This window comes from Psychrobacillus vulpis, assembly GCF_006861825.1.
Classification (GTDB): Bacteria; Bacillota; Bacilli; order Bacillales_A; family Planococcaceae; genus Psychrobacillus; species Psychrobacillus vulpis.
Genome location: NZ_VDGI01000002.1, coordinates 268,059 through 288,812, shown reverse-complemented (window position 1 = coordinate 288,812; position 20,754 = coordinate 268,059). Strand labels below are relative to the sequence as shown.

The window sequence follows — 20,754 nt, the reverse complement described above, 5'->3', positions numbered from 1 at the left end:
TCACATTAAATTACTTAAAAAAACTTGGAAGCCATAAAGATAGGCTTGGAACAAATGTAATTACGATTAAACAGATAATCATCGACAGCAGGAATGGAATAATGGCCATCACTATTTTTTCAAACTTCACATTCCCTACACTAGATGCTACGAATAAATTGACACCTAGCGGCGGTGTGATAAAACCAATCGCTAAATTGGAAACTAAAATAACACCGAAATGAATTGGATCAATTCCAACAGCAATTACTATTGGCAATAAAATAGGTGTTAAAATAACTAAGGCTGAAATAGTATCAATAAACATACCTACAATTAAAAGTATAATATTAATAGCTATTAATATGACAATAGGGTTAGAAGATAATTCTGTTAAGAATAAAGAAATATCATCTGGAACTCTTTCTAAAGTCATAAAATAAGCAAATGAAACGGAAAGTCCAATAATAATCATTGTTGTTGCATTAATGACTACAGCTTCTCGAAAACATTCATATACCGACTTCCAAGTCAATTCTTTATATACATAGAGTCCAACAATTAGCGAATAAACTACTGCCACTACGGCTGCTTCAGTAGGAGAGAAGAATCCTCCATAAATACCTCCCAATATTATGACTGGTATAAGAAGTGCCCATTTCGCATCATATGTAGCTCTTAAAACATCCTTGAACGAAAAAGTAGTATTTGTTTCCGATTTATAACCGCGTTTTTTAGCAATAATATATGCAGTAATCATTAGTCCTATCCCAATCAAGATTCCTGGAATAATACCAGCTAGAAACATACTTCCTACAGAAACACTTCCAATAACCCCATAGAGAACAAAAGGAATACTAGGTGGAATAATAACACCAATCGATCCTGCAGATGCAGAAATTGCAGCAGCAAAACCGCCATCATATTTTTTGTTTTTCATTTCTGGAATCATAAATCCACCAATGGCCGCTACAGTTGCTGGACCTGAACCAGAAATTGCAGCAAAAAACATGGAAGCAACTACTGTTACTAATGAAAGTCCACCTACTATCCATCCTACCATAGCAGCTGCCATATTAAGTAGTCGTTTCGATACACCACCTTTACTCATTAACACCCCTGCTAACATGAAAAACGGAATTGCTAATAAAGGAAAGGAATCCAAAGAGGTGAATGCTTTTTGGGCGATAATACCTAATGGCAACGTAGAACCAAAGTAAATTGCAACAAGTGCTGAAATTCCTAATGAGACAGCGATAGGCACACCGATTAGTAAACATACGAACAAAGTACCAAATAATAACGCTACCGTCATGCGATCATCTCCTCATCAGCAGGTTTCTCGTAATTACCTTTCCACACTTGTACTAGTTGAACAATTAGTCGAACCGCCATTCCCGCACCACCTAGTGGAATGGCAAGAAACGGAATCCATATAGGAATTTGCATCGCTGGAGCAAGCTGACCATGTTTTAGACTACTTAAAACAAGTTGGGTTCCAAATATTGCAAGAAATAATGCCATAAAGAACCAAATAATAATTGATAATGTTTCTAACACTTGTCGAAAAACACCGTGAAAGCGTGTTATAAATGCTTCCACTCGGATATGCTGTCGTAATTTCACTGCATAACTTGCACCTATCCATACTTGGAATATATGAATATATCTTGCCATTTCTTCAGTCCAGCTTGGAGCAGAGTCAAATACTTTCCTTCCAATTACCTGACCAAAAATTAGTGCTACCATGACAGCAAGTGACAAAACGAGTAGTATTTCTTCAAATTTTGAAAATTTCTTTAACACACTACTTCCCCCATCCCTTTTTCCACTTGCTTATTTTTGATTTGCTTCTTTTGCCATATTTACTAAGTCTTCACCGATTTCTGGTACATATTTATCGTAAACTGTCTTAACCGCTTCTTTAAATTCATTTCGTTGCTCTTCTGTCAGCTCATTCACTTGCATACCTTCTTCTTTCAAACTATTTAAGAATTCAACATCTTGCTCTTGAGCAATTTTACGTTGTTCGGTACGGTACTCTTCAGATGTTTTTACAACAAGCTCTTGTAAATCTGTCGGTAAGCTATTATAAAACTCGTTATTCATAAGTAATATAGTTGCAGCGTAAACGTGGCTAGAAATAGTTAAGTACTTTTGAACTTCATAAAACTTGTTTGTGTAGTATAACGAGATTGGTGATTCCATTGCATCATATGTTTTTTGTTGTAGTGCTGTATATAGTTCACCGAATGCGAATGGAGATGCATTTGCACCAAATGCTTTAAAAGTATCTGTATGAACCGGATTTTCTAAAGTACGATACTTTAGTCCTTTTAAGTCGTCTGTCCCCTGAATTGGTCCATTATTATTAGACATATGACGGAAGCCATTTTCTGCAAATACGAGACCTTTCAAATCATTTTTCTCTAACTCCGATAATAATTGTTGACCTAGTTCTCCATCTAGCGCGCGATACGCAGCTTCATTATCATTAAACAAAAATGGTAAATCGAAAACCATAAATTTTTTATTGAAAGAAGCAAGTGGTGCTACAGCTGGTATTGTCATTTCCACATTACCAAGCTGAACTGCTTCAATCGCCTCACGGTCAGATGGATAAAGTTGTCCATTAGGATATAATTCCACTTTCAAGCGTCCTTTAGATTCTTTTTCTAATGTTTCTTTAAATGTTTTTGCAGCTAAATGAGTAGATTGTTCCTCTGACACTAAATAGGCTACACGAATAGTATGTACTTCTTGATCATCCCCATTTGAACTAGAAGTATTACCTGTTGGTCTTCCACACGCTGTAAGCGCTAACATTGCTATTAATACGAAAACTAATAATTTTTTCATTCCATTTCCTCCTCTGTGTAATAGTTCAAAAATCTTTTTTCTACATTTTCTAGATGTAAAATCATCAGTTGTTTAGCTAAATCTTTTTCTAAATTTTGAAGTGCTTGGACAATTTTCTTATGTTCTATATAAGCATCCATTGCACTTACAGGTAGTGTGTTAGATAGAACTAAAAATGCACGATTGACCCCTGTGTTCAACTGATTGATTAGTTCGATTAACTTCACATTATTTCCGATGTTCGCAAGAAGTAGATGGAATTCACGATCCAAATCAATAAATGAATTGTAGTCATTAGAATCTATTGCTTCTTTTTGCCCTACCAAATTACTATTTAATTCATACAGTACTTGGTCAGAAAGGTGATCTGCGTTTTTTTCAATATTATATATTTCTAGAAGTCTTCTAATCTCCATATAATGCAAACCATCATCTTTTGTAAATGTTGCTACTGTTGCAGGTCTAGCTTTATGCAAATTAACAAGACCATCTGCAGCAAGTCTTTTTAAAGCTTCCCGTATGGGAGTACGGCTAATTCCTAAATCTGCTGCTAGTTTTTCCTCAGGTAACTCTTCTTCTTGTTCGAGTTTTCCAGCAATAATCGCATCTTTTATACTTTTAAAAGCTAAATCTGCAAGTGATTCTTTCTGAATTATTTTTTTCAATTAAGACCCTCCTCTCTGTATACTGTATACAGGAATGATATATTATGCTATTCTTCTTGTAAATATAAATTTTAGAATTTTTGAAAAGTTAGGTGAAATATAATGAGAAAATTAGAAGAGTTTTTTCAATTCCTTGATAAAGATAAGATTAGCCAAAGTGAATCCGATCTTTATCGTCATAGTAGAGATGAATCTTTTCATCCATGGATTGAACCAGATTTCGTATACTTTCCGGAAAATACGGAAGATGTAATAAAAGTCTTAAAATTGGCTTGTGAATATGAAGTGCCCGTTACCCCTTTCGGAGCAGGTTCTGGTTTAGAAGGTCAAGCTATCCCTATCAACAAAGGTGTTTCATTGAATTTTGACCGGTTAAATAAAGTAGTGGAATTTTCTCCTGAAGATTTGATGATTACAGTAGAACCTGGTATAACCCGACTTCAACTGAATGAATATGTGAATAAACATGGGCTGTTCTTTCCAATTGATCCAGGTGCTGATGCTACAATAGGTGGGATGGTTGCAACAAATGCAAGCGGAACAACAGCGGTTCGTTACGGATCGATGCGTGATCAAGTTCTAGATTTAGAGGTGGTATTAGCTAATGGCTCGGTATTACATACAGGTTCGAAAGCAAAGAAATCTTCTTCTGGATATCATTTGAATGGAATTTTCACAGGATCAGAAGGAACGCTTGGTGTAATCACGAAAATTACACTTAAGTTACACGGAATTCCAGAACAAACAGTAGCAGCTAGATGTACATTTGAAACACCTTTAGAATGTGCAGAGGCAGCACAAGCAGTATTAATGAGTGGGATTCAAGTTATGCGTATGGAATTTGTGGATGCTGAAAGTATTCATCAGGTGAATAAATACGGAAATTATACATTCCCTGAAGCACATTCTCTATTTTTTGAATTTGCTGGAACTACGAACGCAGTTGAAGAAGAAGCTCATGTAGTGGAAGAATTAATGAGAGATTTCGGCAGCAAACATTGGGAACGTGCTAGCAATTCTAAAGAACGAGCTGAACTTTGGAAGGCTCGACATGAACTTGCATATGCATATCGTCATATGAAAGGAAAAGCATCTACTGGAGCAGATGTATGTGTTCCCATCTCTAAACTACCTGAATTAGTAGATTTAGGAAGAACCTTACTAGAAGACAGTGGGCTAATGGGAGGAGTATTTGGGCACGTCGGAGATGGTAACTTCCATACTATTGTCATGTTTGATCCAACGGACGAAGGAGAAAAGGAAAAAGCAGAGTTTACTAATTCACAGCTCGCATTAAAAGCAATTGAGGTTGGTGGCACTTGTACGGGAGAACATGGAGTTGGACTTGGGAAAATGAAGTATCAACTTACAGAGCATGGTGATGCAGTGCAATATATGAAGTCTATCAAATCGCTATTTGATCCAAAAGGTATTATGAATCCCGGGAAAATGTTTTATTAAAAGAACATTGAACAAAGGATTCATGGATGAAATACTAAATTTATATACTTCCAAGTCTTTAAAAACAGGGCTGTCCAACAAAATTGTTTGTTGAACAGCCCTTTTATATTTCATTATTATTGCATTTCAGCGCCTTCATGGCTAAATTGCCATTCGATACCGAACTTGTCTTTTAATGATCCATAGCATTTACTCCAGAATGTTTCTTGAAGCTCCATACCTACTTTTCCACCCTCTTTTAACGCATCAAAGGCAGATCTAAGTTCTTCTTCGTTCTTGCTTACTAATGCAAGGCTTATATTATTGCCTAAAATAAAAGGAGAACCAGTGAAAACATCCGAAAACATTACGTTACTCCCATTAATAGAAAGTCGAGTATGCATAACTAAATCTTTTGCTTCCTCCGGTAAAGTGTACTCAGGATTTTGAGGTGCTTCACCAAAAGTCATTATTTGTGGTTTTTCAGTCTTAAATACTTCTGCATAAAACTCTGCAGCCTCACGACAATTTCCATTAAAATTAAGATAAACATCTACTGCCATTTGATACACTCCTCTTATTTATCATATTATTCACTCAATAGCGAATGACAACTTCATTGTATCATTTTACCATCCAAAATTATATATTTAATAAAGTGTATACAAATAAATTCAGATGTAGACAAATTCAAAATTGGGGTTTGTTAACACTCGTTTTTCATTTAAAATGGTATTGACTAAAATACCGTTGATTTCCTCTTCGTCGCAAGCTCGAGAGTACTGAAAACTATCCTACTAATAAATATTCTGACATATATTTGCTACTCGGATTTAGTGCTCTGGCATTCGCTTTCCGCGGGCGAGCGACAAGCCTCCTCCTTCGCTTCGCTACGTGCGGTGTCTCGTCTGTCTCGCTTTCCCGCAGGAGTCTCATGCCGCCGCGCTAAATCCTAGTATGTAGTTCAGATACAGCAAATAGTTCCATAAAAAAACTAATTAAGAGTTTTTCATAGACCTCGCAAGCACGCGGGGTATCACCTGGGCACGATGTTCCCACAGGAGTCTCCTCCTCTGTTCCTATCAACTAGTGTACTTTTTAGAAATGGCATAATAGATGTACTCGTATAGTTCTACTCTCGTTACTGTTTTCGTGTGTAATTTTAAACAAAATAGAACAAGGCATTCAGAATATAATCATTCTGAATGCCTTTTAAGAGCACTTGCTGAGTTCTTTATTTGATACATACTTGAAACTTACTATGACCATCCTTAATACCAATAAGTTCAAAGCCGTTGTTTTTGTAGAAGTCGTTCAGTTTAGTGTTATTCGCAACACAATCTAATTTAATTAATTCTTTATCGGTATTAATATTCTCCAGTATCCAATGTAATATACTTTTTCCTATTCCCTTTTTCATAAATTTAGGTGTTATCGCCAGTCTATGTAAGTATAGCGAATTAGACAATCTATCTTCCCCAAATATATGATTATCCCACTCTGATTGTTTACTCGAAAGTGTGAAAGTAGCAATAATTTCTTTGTCTTTTATAATGATATAAGTAACATTATTAGACACTGCTTGTTTAATTTCTTCATCGTCACCACCTCGTAAAAGAAACTCCCATTGCTTTATTCCGCTATCTTTCATCCACTGAGCAACTTCTTTTAACATGGTTATAACTTGATTACTTTCATCTGTTGTTGCTATTTTAATCTGAAAAGCATCCAGGTTATTGAATTTCAACTATAAACCTCCCTGATCATTTCATGTGTTTTTCTATAATAATTCTATTAAATTGCCACTTTTCCTCCACAGCTAAAACAAAAATTTAATTGGAAGAAGAGGTCATAGTTTAATAAAGGCTTTTTTTGTAGATAGAAGTATTACATTAGGCACTTAAACTCAATGTGCCTAATGTATATTATTCTTTAACGCTATTTGCGTTTCTATTAACTTTATCCGTTCGCTTAATTCTAATATTGCTTGCATAATTTGAAGCTGTTGGGTTTTCGTCATATTTGTATGAAGCTCCATATGTTCGACTGATTTCTCTACATTTTGTAGGCTTTGATTCAATGCTTCTGCAAAATATTTCAAATTCATGCAAGATCCCCTCTTTCATTTTTATTATATTTTAACCATTCTTTAAGTTAATGCAATTGTCAGAATTCAGTGTTTTTTTTGAAGATACCGTTTTACTAAGGCTTTCTTAACCAAAAATAAATTTTGGTACCTTTTTAGCGTTCAAAATTTATTTTTGCAATTCATCATATGGAATACAGAATATTTCGTATAATAATAAATAAAGAGTGAAGGAGGAGATTTTGTGAATCCAAATCATGTCGACCCTGAAGAAATGGCCAAGCGACAGGATTTAGACTTAATAGCTTCCCTTAATATGATTGGTGAAGGAGGACCTGCACCAAAAATCGATGATGAAAAGATAGAAAAAAAGGAACCTCCAACCGTCGAAAACTAAATTAAAAACTTCCCAATAATCGTCCCTACTTATGTAGGGACTCAGCTTGTCGACAATGCTTTTTTATGAATCAAAATGTATTAAGAACATAGTGATTATTGCCTTTCCTGTAGCAATCACTCCAGGCGGGCGCTTTCCGCGGGCTCGCGCCAAGCCTCCTCGGCTTTGCCTGCGGGGTCTTGGACTGTCTCGCTGTCCCGCAGGAGTCGCCGCCTTCCGCTTATTTTTAACTTCAATAAACAGAAAAGTGGACAATTCAAGCCTTTTCACTTGATGAGATGGGATAGTCAATCCGTTATTTTTATCAGATGTTTCGAGAAACATTGATTGATCACAGCATCTTCAGATTTCCAATTTCAACTTTTGAAAAATAGGCAGGGCCCGCTACTGAGACTCCTGTGGGAATAGCTTGAGCTGAAGACCCCGCAGGAAAGACACTGGCCGAACTTTATTTGGCCAGTGTCTTTGCGACGAGTAACCGCAGGAGCACATGTTTTTAAAGTGACGAGGAGGCTGAAGCCAAGCCCACGGAAAGCGAAGTGGCGGGCCCTGCTGATTTCTTATACATCTCTACTCATTGTAAAACGAATTTGTCTACAGTCTGCTTCCCTACTTATGTGGGGATTTTTTTGTCCTTTGTAGAATTTGCTGGATGTATAACGAATACAATATTGTTTTCTACTGAATATTGTGATAAATTAAGCAATAACATAAATTGAAGTGTATACTTCATTTAATTTAAATAATAACGGCATACCTTCACGAGGGAGTGAATATATTGATATTGCATGAACTTATTCGAGAGAATTTTGTGGCAATGTCCAAAAGCCAAAAAAAAATGGCCAATTATGTAATAGATCATCCGAAAGATATTGCTATGTGTTCAGCATCAGAACTCGGTTCTAAAATTGGAATAAGTGAGTCAACAGTTATACGTTTTTCCTATACACTTGGCTTTTCAGGTTATGTAGAACTTCAAAAACTTATCCGTGAGCATTTTTTTTCGCATGAAAGCAGCATAACTACCTACCAACAATCGAAACTTGTGCTGCCAAATAATACAAGCTTTTTCAAACAAGTAATGGAGCAAGATCGTCAATCTATCCAACACACGATGAACCAAATTCAAGAAGATCAATATCATGAAGCAATCGAACGACTCTCAAAAGCAAATTCAGTATATATTCTTGGTCTTCGTTCTTCTTACTCCGCCGCCAATTGGCTTTCCTTTTCATTAGGATTAGTGAAAGATAATGTACATTTCATACGTCCAGAAACGGAAGATGTAATTCGTACAATTAGTAAAATGGATACTCATTCGGTTGTAATAATCATATCTTTTCACCGATATTTAAAAGAAACAATTCAAATTGCAGAGCTTGCTCAAAGACAAAAAGCATTCGTTATTGGAATAACTGATTCTTTGCTTGCTCCTATACATATACATAGTAATGTAATATTTCCGATATTTTCACCAAATAAATCGACATTAGACGCAGTCTCTCCCCTCTTCTCATTTATGAATGCAATTGTTGCTGGTTTAATCGTAGAACAAAAAGAGGATTTCATGAAAAGGCAAGAATTGTATAAAAGTATACCTAGTAATTTCCTATTTGATGAGGAGGGAGAAGCAACATGAAAAAGGAAATATCCGAAATAAAACCTATTGTGGAAGCAGTTTTTAAGTATCTACATACTCATCCAGAAATCAGCTGGAAAGAAATTGAAACAACAAACTATATAAAAAAAATTTTATTAAATCAAGGATTTAACGTATCGACATTTGATGACTCTACTGGTCTTATTGTAACAATTGGAAGTGGAAAGCCTTGTGTTGGTCTTCGAACAGATATGGATGCTCTTTGGCAGGAAGTGGATGGTGAATTTAGAGCCAATCATTCTTGTGGTCATGATGCCCATATGACTATGGTATTAGGGGCACTCCTTTTATTAAAAAAACTTGGCGTTCCACATCAAGGAACTTTAAAAGTTTTGTTTCAACCAGCAGAAGAAAAAGGTACAGGAGCACTTTCTTTCATAAGTAAAGGATTAGTAGATGATATTGACTATTTATATGGAGTTCACCTTAGACCAATTCAGGAACTTCAAGATGGTTATGCAGCACCTGCTATCATACATGGCGCAGCAAAACTAGTAAGTGGCAAAATTCATGGAGTGGAGGCCCACGGTGCAAGACCTCATCTAGGGAAAAATGCTATCGAAATAGGTGCACAAATTGTGCAAGCAATTCAAGCAATATATCTAGATCCAATGATGTCTTATTCCGCTAAGCTTACTAGGTTCCAAGCTGGTGGCGAATCTGCGAATATAATTCCCGGAAATGCTGAGTTCAGTATCGACATACGAGCGCAATCAAATGCATCTATGAATGAATTAATTTCTAAAGTAGAGCATGCTATTCAATCTGTTGCAAGCTTAAATAGCATAGTAATAGATTTTCATATTGAAACGGAAATTGCAGCGGCTGAGGTAGATTCGTCAGCAGTGGAAATCATGAAAAAAGCAATAATTGATACTATTGGAAAAGATTATTACATAGCCCCTATTATTACACCAGGCGGAGAGGATTTTCATTTTTACACTTTAAAAAGACCTTCCATAAAAGCAACAATGTTAGGACTTGGGTGTGATTTGGCACCCGGCTTACATCATCCAGATATGACTTTTAATCATGAAAGTATGTTGACCGGTACGGAAATTCTTGCACGTACAGTCATTGGTACTTTCCAAAAAAGGAAGTGAAACAAATGAGTCAAATAAATATTCAAATATTAAAAACAACGGAAGAAATGCGCCTTGTCCAACAATTGGAAGAGCTTATTTGGGGAATTGGCTCCATACCAACCCATCAAACACTTACAGCTGTAAAAAATGGAGGGCTTATGATAGGTGCATTTATCGGAGAAAAATTAATAGGGTTTTCTTATAGCTTTCCTGGGTTCTATAACAATGAGGTATATTTATGTTCGCACATGCTTGGCATTCATCCAGATTATCAACTGAGAGGAATCGGGAAGCAATTAAAAGAAGAACAACTTAAAATTGCAAAAGAAATGGGTTATAAATTAATTACTTGGACATTCGATCCATTAGAAACCCGAAATGCGTACTTAAACGTATCGAAATTATATGGAATAGTCGACACATACATTGAAAATTGTTACGGTGAAATGGAAGGCGGTCTTAACGCCGGCTTACCAACCGATCGATTACAAATTGAATGGCGAATTACAAGTAAAAGAGTGATGGATAAATGGATGCCGAACATATCGATATTTGAAGAGCCTTTTCAAATCACTATTTCTGAGCATGATCATCCAGTATTAATCGAACCTTACTTATTTGAGCCAACACTAGAAGGTTATGAAGTACCTATCCCTCAGCATATTCAAGAAATGAAATCAACCAATCCTGAACTTGCATTAAAATGGAGGTTACAAGTTAGAAAAATAATGCAAAAACTATTCAGAGAAGGATATGCACTCGTAGCTGCTAGAAAAACGGACGAACCAGTAAACTATTATCAATTTGTAAAAAAATCTACCATACCACTATATTAAAAGGAGTTATCACATGATAATCAAAGAAATAAATATCCGCAAAATGAAAATGACGATGAAATCACCTTTCGCAACGAGTTTCGGCTCTTTCCAAGATAAAGAATTTCTTTTATTAGAAGCAACTGATGAACTAGGAAATACAGGTTGGGGAGAATCTACTGCATTTCACTCTCCTTGGTATAACGAAGAAACTATGGAAACCAATTTACATATGATTAGAGATTTTTTAATTCCGCTTGTTTTGGATAAAGAAATCAATCATCCAGACGAAGTGAATGAACTTTTCTCTCCTCTTCGCAAAAATAATATGGCTAAAGCAACTGTTGAAGGAGCTATATGGGATTTATATGCAAAACGGAATAAATTAACGCTTGCAGAAGCACTTGGTGGCACTGCAGAAAAAATTGAAGTTGGAATTAGTATCGGCATTCAAAAAAGTTCTGCTGATCTTATTGAACTTGTTCGAGGGTATATTGCTGAAGGATATAAACGAATGAAAGTAAAAATTAAACCAGGATTTGATATAGATGTTATTCGTGCACTGAGAGAAGCATTTCCGCAAGTTCCACTTATGGCAGATGCGAACTCTGCTTATACATTAGACGATGTAGATTTATTAAAACAATTGGATGAATTTGACTTAATGATGATTGAACAGCCTTTAGCTTCCGATGACATTATTGATCACGCTAAACTACAAAAAGAAATAAAAACACCAATTTGCTTAGACGAAAGTATTCATTCTTTAGAAGATGCTCGCAAAGCCTTCGAACTTGGTAGTACTAGAATAATTAACATTAAAATTGGTCGTGTTGGCGGTTTAACAGAAGCGAAAAAGATTCATGATTTTTGCATGGAAAAAGGCTTACCTGTTTGGTGCGGTGGAATGCTTGAGTCCGGGATTGGACGTGCCCATAACGTTGCACTAACGACACTGCCTAACTTTATATTACCTGGAGATACAGCTAGTTCTTCTCGTTACTGGGAAGAAGATGTTATTACTCCTGAAGTTGTAGCAGAAGACGGTTATATTACTGTCCCTTCTGCGTATGGAATCGGATACGAGCCAAACATGGAGGTAATGAATCGATATACAACGGAACAATTCCAATTTAAATCTAATGACTAAGGAGTTACCCTTATGAAGAAAAGCTTACAAATAGGCTCTGCATTTATCGGTGTCATTGTAGGAGCAGGCTTTGCATCTGGTCAAGAAATACTTCAATTTTTCTCAAGTTTTGGTTACGTAGGTATAGCAGGCTCAATTGTTGCTTCTCTACTTTTCGCCTTTCTTGGGATGAATCTAGTACAACTTGGAAGTCGTTTGCAAACGACTTCACATAAAGATGTGATTTATCATATTTGTGGTCGATATTTAGGCATGTTTGTAGATTTTATCATCACTTTTTTCTTATTTGGTGTAACAGTTGTCATGTTCTCTGGATCAGGAGCAATCTTCGAAGAGCAATTTGGATTACCTATGCTATTAGGAAGTCTCTTAATGGCTATCCTTACTATTTTATCTGTAACTTTAAATATTAAAAAAGTAATCGGTTTAATTAGTGCGGTTACTCCTTTTTTACTAGTAATTGTTCTTGTTATAGCAGGTTATTCTTTTATTCATTTTGACCCATTATCGATTCATATGGATGCTGCCATTGCAAAAACATCACCTGCTGCTTCTAACTGGATTATGGGTTCCCTATTATACGTATCTTATAATATTGCAGCGGGTGCTGCTATGATTACTGTTATGGGAGGGACGATTAAAGACAAGAAAGTAGCTGCTTGGGGCGGAATAATCGGTGGACTTGGGTTAGGTTTGTTAATATTATTAATAAACTTTTCATTGTTAACTCAGATTGATAGTATCGCAGATGTAGCGATGCCTATGATTACATTAGCAAATGGCATGCATCCGATTGTCAGTGTTTTTATGGCGATTATTCTAATAGGTATGATTTATAACACAGCAGTTGCAATGCTATATGCATTTTCTGCACGTGTAGTGAAACCAACGCAGCCTTCGTTTAAAGTTTTTACTGTATTATTTGGAATATTAGCATTTGGTGCAAGTTTTGTAGGTTTCGTAAATCTTGTCGGGACAGTTTATCCACTGATGGGTTATCTAGGATTTACCCTTATTGCTGCCATCATCTATTCATGGTTTGTGCGAGGAAAAAGGTCAACGCAAGTTTCTTAAAGTAAAAGTGGCTCAGAGTAAAATCTGAACCACTTTTTATTTTCAGATTAAAGGTTGTCTATTTTGTTTTTAGTTTCTTTCACTTGTGCTAAATAAGTACAATGGAAGTGCCTATGACTGGCACTAGATTTTATGAAAATACAAAATAAAAGCCCTCCCACTATGAATATAGTGAAAAGACCTCTATTAATATATTATTTTTTCACGTCTACAATTCGACCTTCAACTTTATTATTAACAGTTTTTAATGTTTTTAGCTGTTCTTCAAGGTTCTCCCAATCAGAAAGTCCTAAATCAGTAACTCGGCCCTCTTTATAGATTTTTTCAAATACATCGTAGCCATCCCCACCTTTTGCTGTGAATGCATTTGTTGCTACTACATATTTTTCATTATCTTTAATGTCTACAAAGCTACCATCTGCAGCTTTATATTTAATAGAAACTACACGTTTACCAGCAGGTTGTGAAGAATCGAATTCCACTTTTGCCCCAGAAACGTGTAAGAAACCACCATTCTCTCCTGGGTATGATTTGAAGCTGATTTCAAAAGCTGATTTTAACTCTGCACCTGTGATTTCCATTGTTGCTAATGTATTACCGAATGGAAGTACAGTAATAACCTCACCTACAGTAATTGGACCAGCATCAATTGCAGCACGAATCCCTCCACCGTTTTGTAATGACATTATAACTTTATCATTATACGTTTTAGCTTTTGCTAGCATTCCATCAGTAATAATATTACCTAGTGCAGTTTCATTTTTACGTACGCTTGGTTTTGTATCATCACCGTCTGTACGAGGTGTTTCAAGTGCGGTTTCTGCTACAACTCCAATTTCTTTATTATTAATTTCTTTTATTTTTTCTGAATATTTCTTAAGAAGTTCAGCAGCTGCTGGATCTTCCTTTTGATCTTTAATCGGGATCAACTTTCCAGCATGCCCTATCACTTTACCGTCTTTATCAAAATTGACATCTACCGTACCTAAGAACTCACTATATTGAGATGCTTGTACGATAATTGTTGGATCTTTTTCTTTTCCTTGTTTGTCTTTGTTAACTACAACTGGTTTTTCTAATTTCGTATGGCTGTGACCACCTACGATTACGTCAATACCGCTAACCGCAGCTGCTAATAATAAATCATTATCGTAAGCAGGATTATCATCATAACCAATATGAGTTACAGCAACTACTTTATTGACACCTTGTTTTTTAAACTCGTCTACCATTGTTTGAGCTGCTTTAATATAATCTGTAAAAGTAACATCCTTTGGACTAGAAATGTCTGTTGTTTCAGCTGTTGTGAGACCGAATAAACCAATTTTTTGTCCATCTACCTCTTTAATAATTCCGCTATAAATTTGACCATCCTTTGGATCAGTTGAAACATTTACGTTAAATAACCCTTTAAGGTTGGCATCTTTTGAAAAATCACCATTTGAGCTAACAAATGGGAATTTAGATTTTTCAATGAATTCTTTCAATGCTTTATGACCTTCTGGGCTTGAACCAAGATCAAACTCATGGTTACCAAATGTCATGACATCATAATTCATTAAATTCATTAATTCTACATCTGCTTGTCCTTTGTATTCATTGAAGTACAATGTACCAGAGAATACATCCCCTGCATCAATTAATAATGCAGATGGTTTTTCAGCTCTTACTTCTTTAATAGCCGTTAGACGCTTTGGTGCTTGTTCTGTTCTTGCATGTGTATCATTGACATGCATAAGTGAAAGTGTAAATCCAGGGTCTACTTTAGCAGTAACTTTTTCTACTAATGCTAATAATTCTTTTACCGCAGGAAGTGTTTTTTCACTTGGAAGTCTATCAAGTAGTGGTTTAATTGAATCTACTACTTTTGTTGCTTCTTCATTTTTTCCTGCTGCAAAAAGTGCTTCGGCTTGAGTAGCCTTCATATAAACAGTAACTGGAACCATTAGAGCATCTCTTTTTTGATTTGCAGGCTCTTTATATTGTTTTAACAAAAGTTCACGAGCATCTTTCCCAGTAAAACGATAAAGAATTGCTGTTCTTGTTTTTAGTTGTACTGAAAGCTTATGATAAGCTTTCTCTATTTTTGCCCAGTCTTTATTTGATTCCGCTTGAGCAATTTCTTTCATGATTGGATCTAAGTATTTATCTGCATAGTTGTATGCATCGATATAAGGAATAATTCCTTTTGTTACGCGCTCATTATATAACTCATCTAAATTTTTGAGTAAAGTATCTTTGTTTTTTGCATCTGATTTAATAATTGCATCTTTTGCTTTTTGATAATTAGCTTTAGCTGTATTTAGTACTGCGTATAAATCAGCACTTGCAGCTAGTTTTCCAGACTGTGCAGGAACTACGTATGAATAAGATGCACTTTTAATGTCTTTTCTTGCGTTGTCTACTACCTCTTGTAGCGAACTATTTGCGAAAGAAACACTTGTCGCCGAAAATAATGATGTTGCAATTACCGCAGCAACTGCTGACTTTTTGATCTTACTATTCTTCATATCCTACCTCCTGAGTGAAGTTTGAATAATTAATTCTATTAAAAGATTCATAATTACTCACTTATTTAAAATTAACTTATTTTCCATTATTTCGCAAGTAAATATTCGGATAATTCTAAGTTAATTTCTTGTAAATAACTATATAGATTATTTAGCAAATTCGCTAATTTGACAAAAATCTGTCTGTTCAGCATAACTAATTTAATATGACATTTTCTGTCCTATTTTGATGATTACTTCTAAGAATATGTGGTATAATAAAGCATCAAAACAGAGATGGGAGCATCACTATGTTAAAAGATATTTTTATGGCTTTATCTGAAAATCAAATATTAAATGGAGCAGCAAAAAAATATGGTTTAAAAATGGGAGCACAGCATGTAGTTGCTGGTACAAATATTGCAGAAACAATTGAAAGCATTAAAAAACTTAATGCAGTGGGTATCTCATGTACAGTTGATAATTTAGGTGAATTTGTTTACGAAAAAGCAGAAGCTTTAGAGGCAAAAGATCAAATTATTGCTGTAATTGAGGCAATTGAGGAACACCAAGTAGATGCTCATATCTCATTAAAACCATCACAACTTGGTTTAGATATCGACTATGATTTTGCATTTGAAAACTTAAAAGAAATCGTAGCACTTGCAAATAAATATGGTACATTCATCAACATTGATATGGAATCAAACAAACACTTGCAGCCTTCTTTTGATATTTTGGACGAACTTTCCAAAGAGTATGACAATGTTGGAACAGTAATTCAAGCATATTTCTATCGTGCAGAAGAAGACATTCAAAAGTATAAAAACTTCCGTCTTCGTATCGTTAAAGGTGCATACAAAGAGCCAGAAGAATACGCTTACCAATCAAAAGAAGAAATCGACAAAAACTACGTGGAATTAATTGAATGGCATTTACTTAACGGTAAATTCACTTCAATCGCAACACATGATCACAACGTTATTAACCATGTGAAGCAATTCATTAAAGACAACAATATTCCAAATGACAAATTCGAATTCCAAATGCTTTACGGATTCCGCACAGACATGCAGCTTCAACTTGCTAAAGAAGGTTACAACTTCTGTACGTATGTACCATTTGGTAATGACTGGTACGGTTACTTCATGCGTCGTCTAGCAGAGCGTCCACAAAACATGAACCTTGTTGTAAAACAAGTGTTCAATAAAAACACAAATACTTTAATTGGTATTGCTGCTGGAGCATTTGCACTTGGAAGACTAACAAAAAGAAACAAAAACAGAAAATAATACAAAAAAACTGCGCTGAACAGAAATGTCAGCGCAGTTTTTTTTTTGCAAATTTGTTTGAAAAAGAGTTTTACTAAAATGTTACTGGAGTGTTACTGGTGCCTGGTGTTACTGGTGCCTGGCACCAGTAACACTCCAGTAACATTAATGTAACAAAAGAGCATTCATTATCAATACGTTTTTTGTCTTAATTGATTTTTAAGCAAAAAAAAAACTCATTCTACGGGGAATGGGTAGAATGAGTTTTTTTAGCCTTCCTTGTTATCGCTCAAGGATATAATTTTATATTTAATACGCCGTAAGTTTCCTTCTTTACACTTCGTTTTATCTAATCGCCGTTAGTAAATGATTCCCCTATATTATTCTTTAGTTTTTGAACTCGCTTCCTTCAGAGCTTGTTCATCAACTGTTATTATTATTTTGTTAAGTTAATAGTAAATGAGTTAAATGAGAATACGCATAGAGTTTTATTAGAATTTGATGAGAGTTTTTATTCCCAAGTAACAGAAAGTACTTTTCCGGATATTGCATGTACTTGTATTGTGGCCTTACCTTTCTTTTCTTTACTACTTTCTTTAGAATCGCTCTCCGACATACTTATTTTCATCACGATTAAGTAATATCCACCTTCGTTTGTTTTAACAAACGAGCTGGTTTCTACTGTTCCTTTTTGTTGTTGTTGAGCAATTTTAATCGCCTGTTCTTCTGTAATTAGCACTGTAGTCGAAGGTTTTTCATTTTTAGCTTCACCATCTGGTTTCTTTTCTTCTGTTTGTGCTGTTAATGATTGACTCGGATTTTGCTTTTCCTCAATTTTCGTTTCTTCCGTTTTAGAAGTATCTGGTTTTGTAGATTCTTCCTTCACCGTTTCAGGTTTCGAAACTTCTACTTTTGCTACTTCTGTTTTAGCTACTTCTTCTTTTGGTACATCTGTTTTTGTCTCTTCAGTTTTAGAGGCTTCTTGCTTTAATACTTCTTTAATGGCATCTTTTAACACTTCTTTAATAGGCTTTTCTGCTTTTTCTTCGGAAGGTTTCACTTCAACTTTTGATTGTGCAGATTTGAGACCTTTCGGCGAAGTATTTTCAGTAGTTTTCGGTGTTTCAACTACGTCTGATTTCGTCGTGTCATTCTTAGGTTTCTCGGTAATCACAATTTTCGTTGGTGGCTTTACCATTTCTACTTTCGCGACGTTATCTGTTTTAGCATCTTTTTTGATTACTGGCTGTTCCATAATTGCTAACGTTTCTTCCAATGGAAACTCAATCGTTTCTTCTTGCATATTACTTGTTTTTTCAATAATGAATTCATCAGTTTGTTCAAGGGAATTCACATCACCAGTAACAGCATTCATTTCAACTAAATAGACTGCTCCACTTTTCGTGATGACCGCGTTGTAAACATCCTTCTTCATCGTAACACCAGCAACTTCTGCATCATACATTTGCTCAAGTTGGGAGCGGACTTCATGTTCAGTTATCGGTGGTTGATTTTTTTGACTAATATTTATTAGAATTCCAATTCCTATCAAGACTGTGATTGTTATGATACTAGGTAGAAATCCTTTTATGTTCAAAAATTTCATTCACGCTTTCCCTCCCCCTTAACCATCATACTTCACCAACATTAAAAATCGATGAGAATTTGATTTTTTGGAATAAAAATATGAATGGTCGTTCCAAACCCAACGGTACTTTCAATCGTAAGTTCCGCTGAAATTCTCATTGCTATGTCCTTTGCAATGGCCATACCAAGTCCTGTCCCACCCGTTTTCCTATTTCGATCTTCATCTACACGATAAAAACGATCAAAAATTCGTTCCAAATCTTTTTTAGGGATTCCGTTTCCATAATCCATTATAGAAATCTTAGTCCCTTCTTCGTTTTCTGAGATAATTGTTTTTATCTCTTTTTCACTATATTTTCGTGCGTTGTCTAAAATAATGAAGAGTAACTGTCGCAATTGTTCTAAATCTGTATTTGCATATATTGGTCCTTCTCCTTTTAAGAGGAACTTACGATTATATGCAGTGCCCATCGATTGCAATGCCGCTGCTACTAAATCGAACACATCTACTGTTTCAAAAGAGCTAACTTTCTGCTCATTACTCTTTGCAAGAAGTAGCATTTGAGAAATCATTTCTTTCATTCTACTAGTCTCGTTAATAATTGCTTGAACGGACTCTTTTGCAATATCTGTATTACTAAAGCCATGACGTGAAAGTAGTTTTGCATAACTTTCGATTACGGTTAAAGGTGTTTTTAATTCATGGGAAGCATCAGAAACGAACTGTTCTTGTTTATTATAATTTTGTTCAAGTTGTTCCATCATTTCATTAAAAGCGATTCCCATTTGAGCCATTTCATCTTTTCTACTTGATGAAACTGAAATTTTTTCATATTTACCAGATAATCTACTTTGTGACATCGTATGAATAAGCTTTTTAATTGGTCTTGTAATAATTCTCCCCAGTGTGATACTGGATGCCGCCATGAGCAACATACCTACTAATGTAACTCCGAATAAAATGAGACGTAGAAAATCTAAATTTTTCTCTACATCTACTAATAATTTCATCGTTTGAACTTCCGTAACTTCTCCATCTACCCAAATAACCGGTTTGCTAATCGATAGAATCGGGGTTCCTTGGAATGTTCCTATAGAATATCGCTCTCCTACCTCAAACTTTGGATGATAGTCATTTACATCATTTACAGTTTGGACGAATAACTTCAGTTCACCTTTACTATCATTTACACGAATAGCACCGTTCGCCGGAATGAAAGTTCGTAAAATAGTAGCTGCGTCATCATGCTCCCCCATCTTACTTAATGCTGTGATTAGCTCATCAACATCCGAGTTGAGCTGAGTATATTCCGTATCAAAAGCCATTTCTTCAAATAAAAAATAAACACCTATATTCATCATACTTATTATAACAACCGTAAGAAATGTAGAAAATAAGTGTATTTTCGTATTAAGCTTCATTCTTTTGCTCCTTAAGTACATAACCAACTCCACGAACTGTTTGGATAAAAGTGGACTTTTGATCCTCTTCTATTTTTTTCCGGACGTATCGTATGTATACATCCACTACATTTGTATCCCCATAATAATCAAAACCCCACACTGCATCTAACAACTGCTCTCTTGTCATCACTTGATTTGGGTGTTTCATTAAATAAAGTAACAGGTCATATTCCCGTGGAGTCAAATTAATCGACTGCCCATCCCTCGTTATTTCACGGGTTTGCTCATTGAGCCTTAATGATTCAAAAATATGTATGTTTTCAACTTTGGTAGGAATCATAGTTGTCGTTTTCGAAAAACGAATAGCAGAGCGAATACGCGCTAGTAGCTCTTCTATTTCAAATGGCTTTGTCACATAATCATTCGCTCCAAGATCTAAACCACTCACTTTATCTTCTACATCACTTTTAGCAGTTAACAAAATAACAGGTGTTTCGGATTCCGTCGCTCGAATTCTTCTAAGCACATCCAAACCATTCAAGCCAGGTAGCATCAAATCCAGTAGGACCAAATCCCACTCCTTCTCACGATATTTAATCAAACCATCTGTCCCCGTGTAAGCTATTTCAACCGCATATCCTTCAAATTCCAGCTCCAATTGCAGCACGCGCGCAATATTCTCCTCATCCTCAATTATCAAAACATGCTCCTTCATCCGAATCCCCCTCTCTCCCCCTATTTTATCACACAAAATATTAGTAATATCGCGATATTACAAATTTGTTACTGGTGC

General features: G+C 35.4%; 19 protein-coding genes. 8 read left to right on the top strand and 11 right to left on the bottom strand.

The annotated features are described in order from the left end of the window. Positions 1 to 10: 10 nt before the first annotated feature. Genes FG384_RS03780 through FG384_RS03765 form a run of 4 tightly spaced genes read right to left on the bottom strand, consistent with a single transcriptional unit; the run spans position 11 to position 3,503 of the window. On the bottom strand, positions 11 to 1,294 hold the full coding sequence (locus FG384_RS03780) for a TRAP transporter large permease (RefSeq protein WP_142641225.1): 1,284 nt from the start codon (positions 1,292 to 1,294) through the stop codon (positions 11 to 13). Then, entirely contained in the window at positions 1,291 to 1,785 is a 495-nt protein-coding gene (locus FG384_RS03775; RefSeq protein ID WP_142641224.1) for a TRAP transporter small permease, read from the bottom strand. Before FG384_RS03775 ends, FG384_RS03780 begins: the two co-directional genes overlap by 4 nt. Positions 1,786 to 1,815: 30 nt before the next feature. After that, positions 1,816 to 2,838 carry a DctP family TRAP transporter solute-binding subunit gene (locus FG384_RS03770; RefSeq protein WP_142641223.1) on the bottom strand — a complete coding sequence of 341 codons (1,023 nt, stop codon included), beginning with the start codon at positions 2,836 to 2,838 and terminating at the stop codon, positions 1,816 to 1,818. Beyond that, the gene (locus FG384_RS03765) at positions 2,835 to 3,503 is read right to left on the bottom strand and encodes a GntR family transcriptional regulator (protein ID WP_142641222.1); all 669 of its coding nucleotides are present in this window, start codon (positions 3,501 to 3,503) and stop codon (positions 2,835 to 2,837) included. Before FG384_RS03765 ends, FG384_RS03770 begins: the two co-directional genes overlap by 4 nt. 102 nt (positions 3,504 to 3,605) lie before the next feature. Here FG384_RS03765 and FG384_RS03760 point away from each other — a divergent pair, with 102 nt between their 5' ends. Further along, positions 3,606 to 4,964 carry an FAD-binding oxidoreductase gene (locus tag FG384_RS03760; RefSeq protein ID WP_142641221.1) on the top strand — a complete coding sequence of 453 codons (1,359 nt, stop codon included), beginning with the start codon at positions 3,606 to 3,608 and terminating at the stop codon, positions 4,962 to 4,964. A gap of 116 nt (positions 4,965 to 5,080) precedes the next feature. On the opposite strand, the gene FG384_RS03755 is transcribed toward FG384_RS03760, so the two are convergent. The 3 genes from FG384_RS03755 to FG384_RS03745 all read right to left on the bottom strand — a co-directional run bounded on the left by FG384_RS03755 (position 5,081) and on the right by FG384_RS03745 (position 7,050). Continuing rightward, positions 5,081 to 5,506, bottom strand: coding sequence for a VOC family protein (locus tag FG384_RS03755; protein ID WP_142641220.1), 426 nt, complete (start codon positions 5,504 to 5,506; stop codon positions 5,081 to 5,083). A 671-nt stretch (positions 5,507 to 6,177) separates the two neighbouring features. Beyond that, a complete protein-coding gene (locus tag FG384_RS03750) occupies positions 6,178 to 6,690 on the bottom strand; it encodes a GNAT family N-acetyltransferase (protein WP_338101313.1) in 513 nt (170 codons plus the stop codon). Between the two features lie 168 nt (positions 6,691 to 6,858). Beyond that, complete coding sequence (locus tag FG384_RS03745) at positions 6,859 to 7,050, bottom strand: hypothetical protein (protein ID WP_142641219.1); 192 nt, start codon at positions 7,048 to 7,050, stop codon at positions 6,859 to 6,861. 223 nt (positions 7,051 to 7,273) lie between these two features. Between FG384_RS03745 and FG384_RS19705 the strand changes: the two genes are divergently transcribed. From FG384_RS19705 to FG384_RS03720, 6 genes are all read left to right on the top strand, one after another. Continuing rightward, positions 7,274 to 7,426, top strand: coding sequence for a hypothetical protein (locus FG384_RS19705; RefSeq protein WP_166462371.1), 153 nt, complete (start codon positions 7,274 to 7,276; stop codon positions 7,424 to 7,426). Positions 7,427 to 8,204: 778 nt separating this feature from the next. After that, positions 8,205 to 9,065, top strand: a complete 861-nt coding sequence (locus tag FG384_RS03740) for a MurR/RpiR family transcriptional regulator (RefSeq protein ID WP_142641218.1) — start codon at positions 8,205 to 8,207, stop codon at positions 9,063 to 9,065. Then, a complete protein-coding gene (locus FG384_RS03735) occupies positions 9,062 to 10,189 on the top strand; it encodes a M20 peptidase aminoacylase family protein (RefSeq protein WP_142641217.1) in 1,128 nt (375 codons plus the stop codon). Before FG384_RS03740 ends, FG384_RS03735 begins: the two co-directional genes overlap by 4 nt. A gap of 5 nt (positions 10,190 to 10,194) precedes the next feature. Beyond that, positions 10,195 to 11,007, top strand: a complete 813-nt coding sequence (locus tag FG384_RS03730; protein WP_142641216.1) for a GNAT family N-acetyltransferase — start codon at positions 10,195 to 10,197, stop codon at positions 11,005 to 11,007. A gap of 13 nt (positions 11,008 to 11,020) precedes the next feature. Next, positions 11,021 to 12,136, top strand: coding sequence for an o-succinylbenzoate synthase (gene menC, locus FG384_RS03725; RefSeq protein ID WP_142641215.1), 1,116 nt, complete (start codon positions 11,021 to 11,023; stop codon positions 12,134 to 12,136). Positions 12,137 to 12,148: 12 nt separating this feature from the next. Beyond that, positions 12,149 to 13,210, top strand: coding sequence for a YkvI family membrane protein (locus FG384_RS03720; RefSeq protein WP_142641214.1), 1,062 nt, complete (start codon positions 12,149 to 12,151; stop codon positions 13,208 to 13,210). Between the two features lie 194 nt (positions 13,211 to 13,404). On the opposite strand, the gene FG384_RS03715 is transcribed toward FG384_RS03720, so the two are convergent. Next, positions 13,405 to 15,720, bottom strand: coding sequence for a 5'-nucleotidase C-terminal domain-containing protein (locus FG384_RS03715; protein WP_166462370.1), 2,316 nt, complete (start codon positions 15,718 to 15,720; stop codon positions 13,405 to 13,407). Between the two features lie 290 nt (positions 15,721 to 16,010). Here FG384_RS03715 and FG384_RS03710 point away from each other — a divergent pair, with 290 nt between their 5' ends. Continuing rightward, on the top strand, positions 16,011 to 16,991 hold the full coding sequence (locus FG384_RS03710; RefSeq protein WP_142641213.1) for a proline dehydrogenase family protein: 981 nt from the start codon (positions 16,011 to 16,013) through the stop codon (positions 16,989 to 16,991). 490 nt (positions 16,992 to 17,481) lie between these two features. Here FG384_RS03710 and FG384_RS03705 read toward each other — a convergent pair whose 3' ends face one another. Genes FG384_RS03705 through FG384_RS03695 form a run of 3 tightly spaced genes read right to left on the bottom strand, consistent with a single transcriptional unit; the run spans position 17,482 to position 20,676 of the window. Beyond that, positions 17,482 to 18,576, bottom strand: coding sequence for a PepSY domain-containing protein (locus FG384_RS03705; protein ID WP_142641212.1), 1,095 nt, complete (start codon positions 18,574 to 18,576; stop codon positions 17,482 to 17,484). Between the two features lie 41 nt (positions 18,577 to 18,617). Then, positions 18,618 to 19,979, bottom strand: coding sequence for a sensor histidine kinase (locus FG384_RS03700; protein WP_166462369.1), 1,362 nt, complete (start codon positions 19,977 to 19,979; stop codon positions 18,618 to 18,620). Then, entirely contained in the window at positions 19,969 to 20,676 is a 708-nt protein-coding gene (locus FG384_RS03695; protein WP_142641210.1) for a response regulator transcription factor, read from the bottom strand. The genes FG384_RS03700 and FG384_RS03695 overlap by 11 nt, the downstream gene beginning before the upstream one ends. Positions 20,677 to 20,754 lie beyond the last annotated feature (78 nt).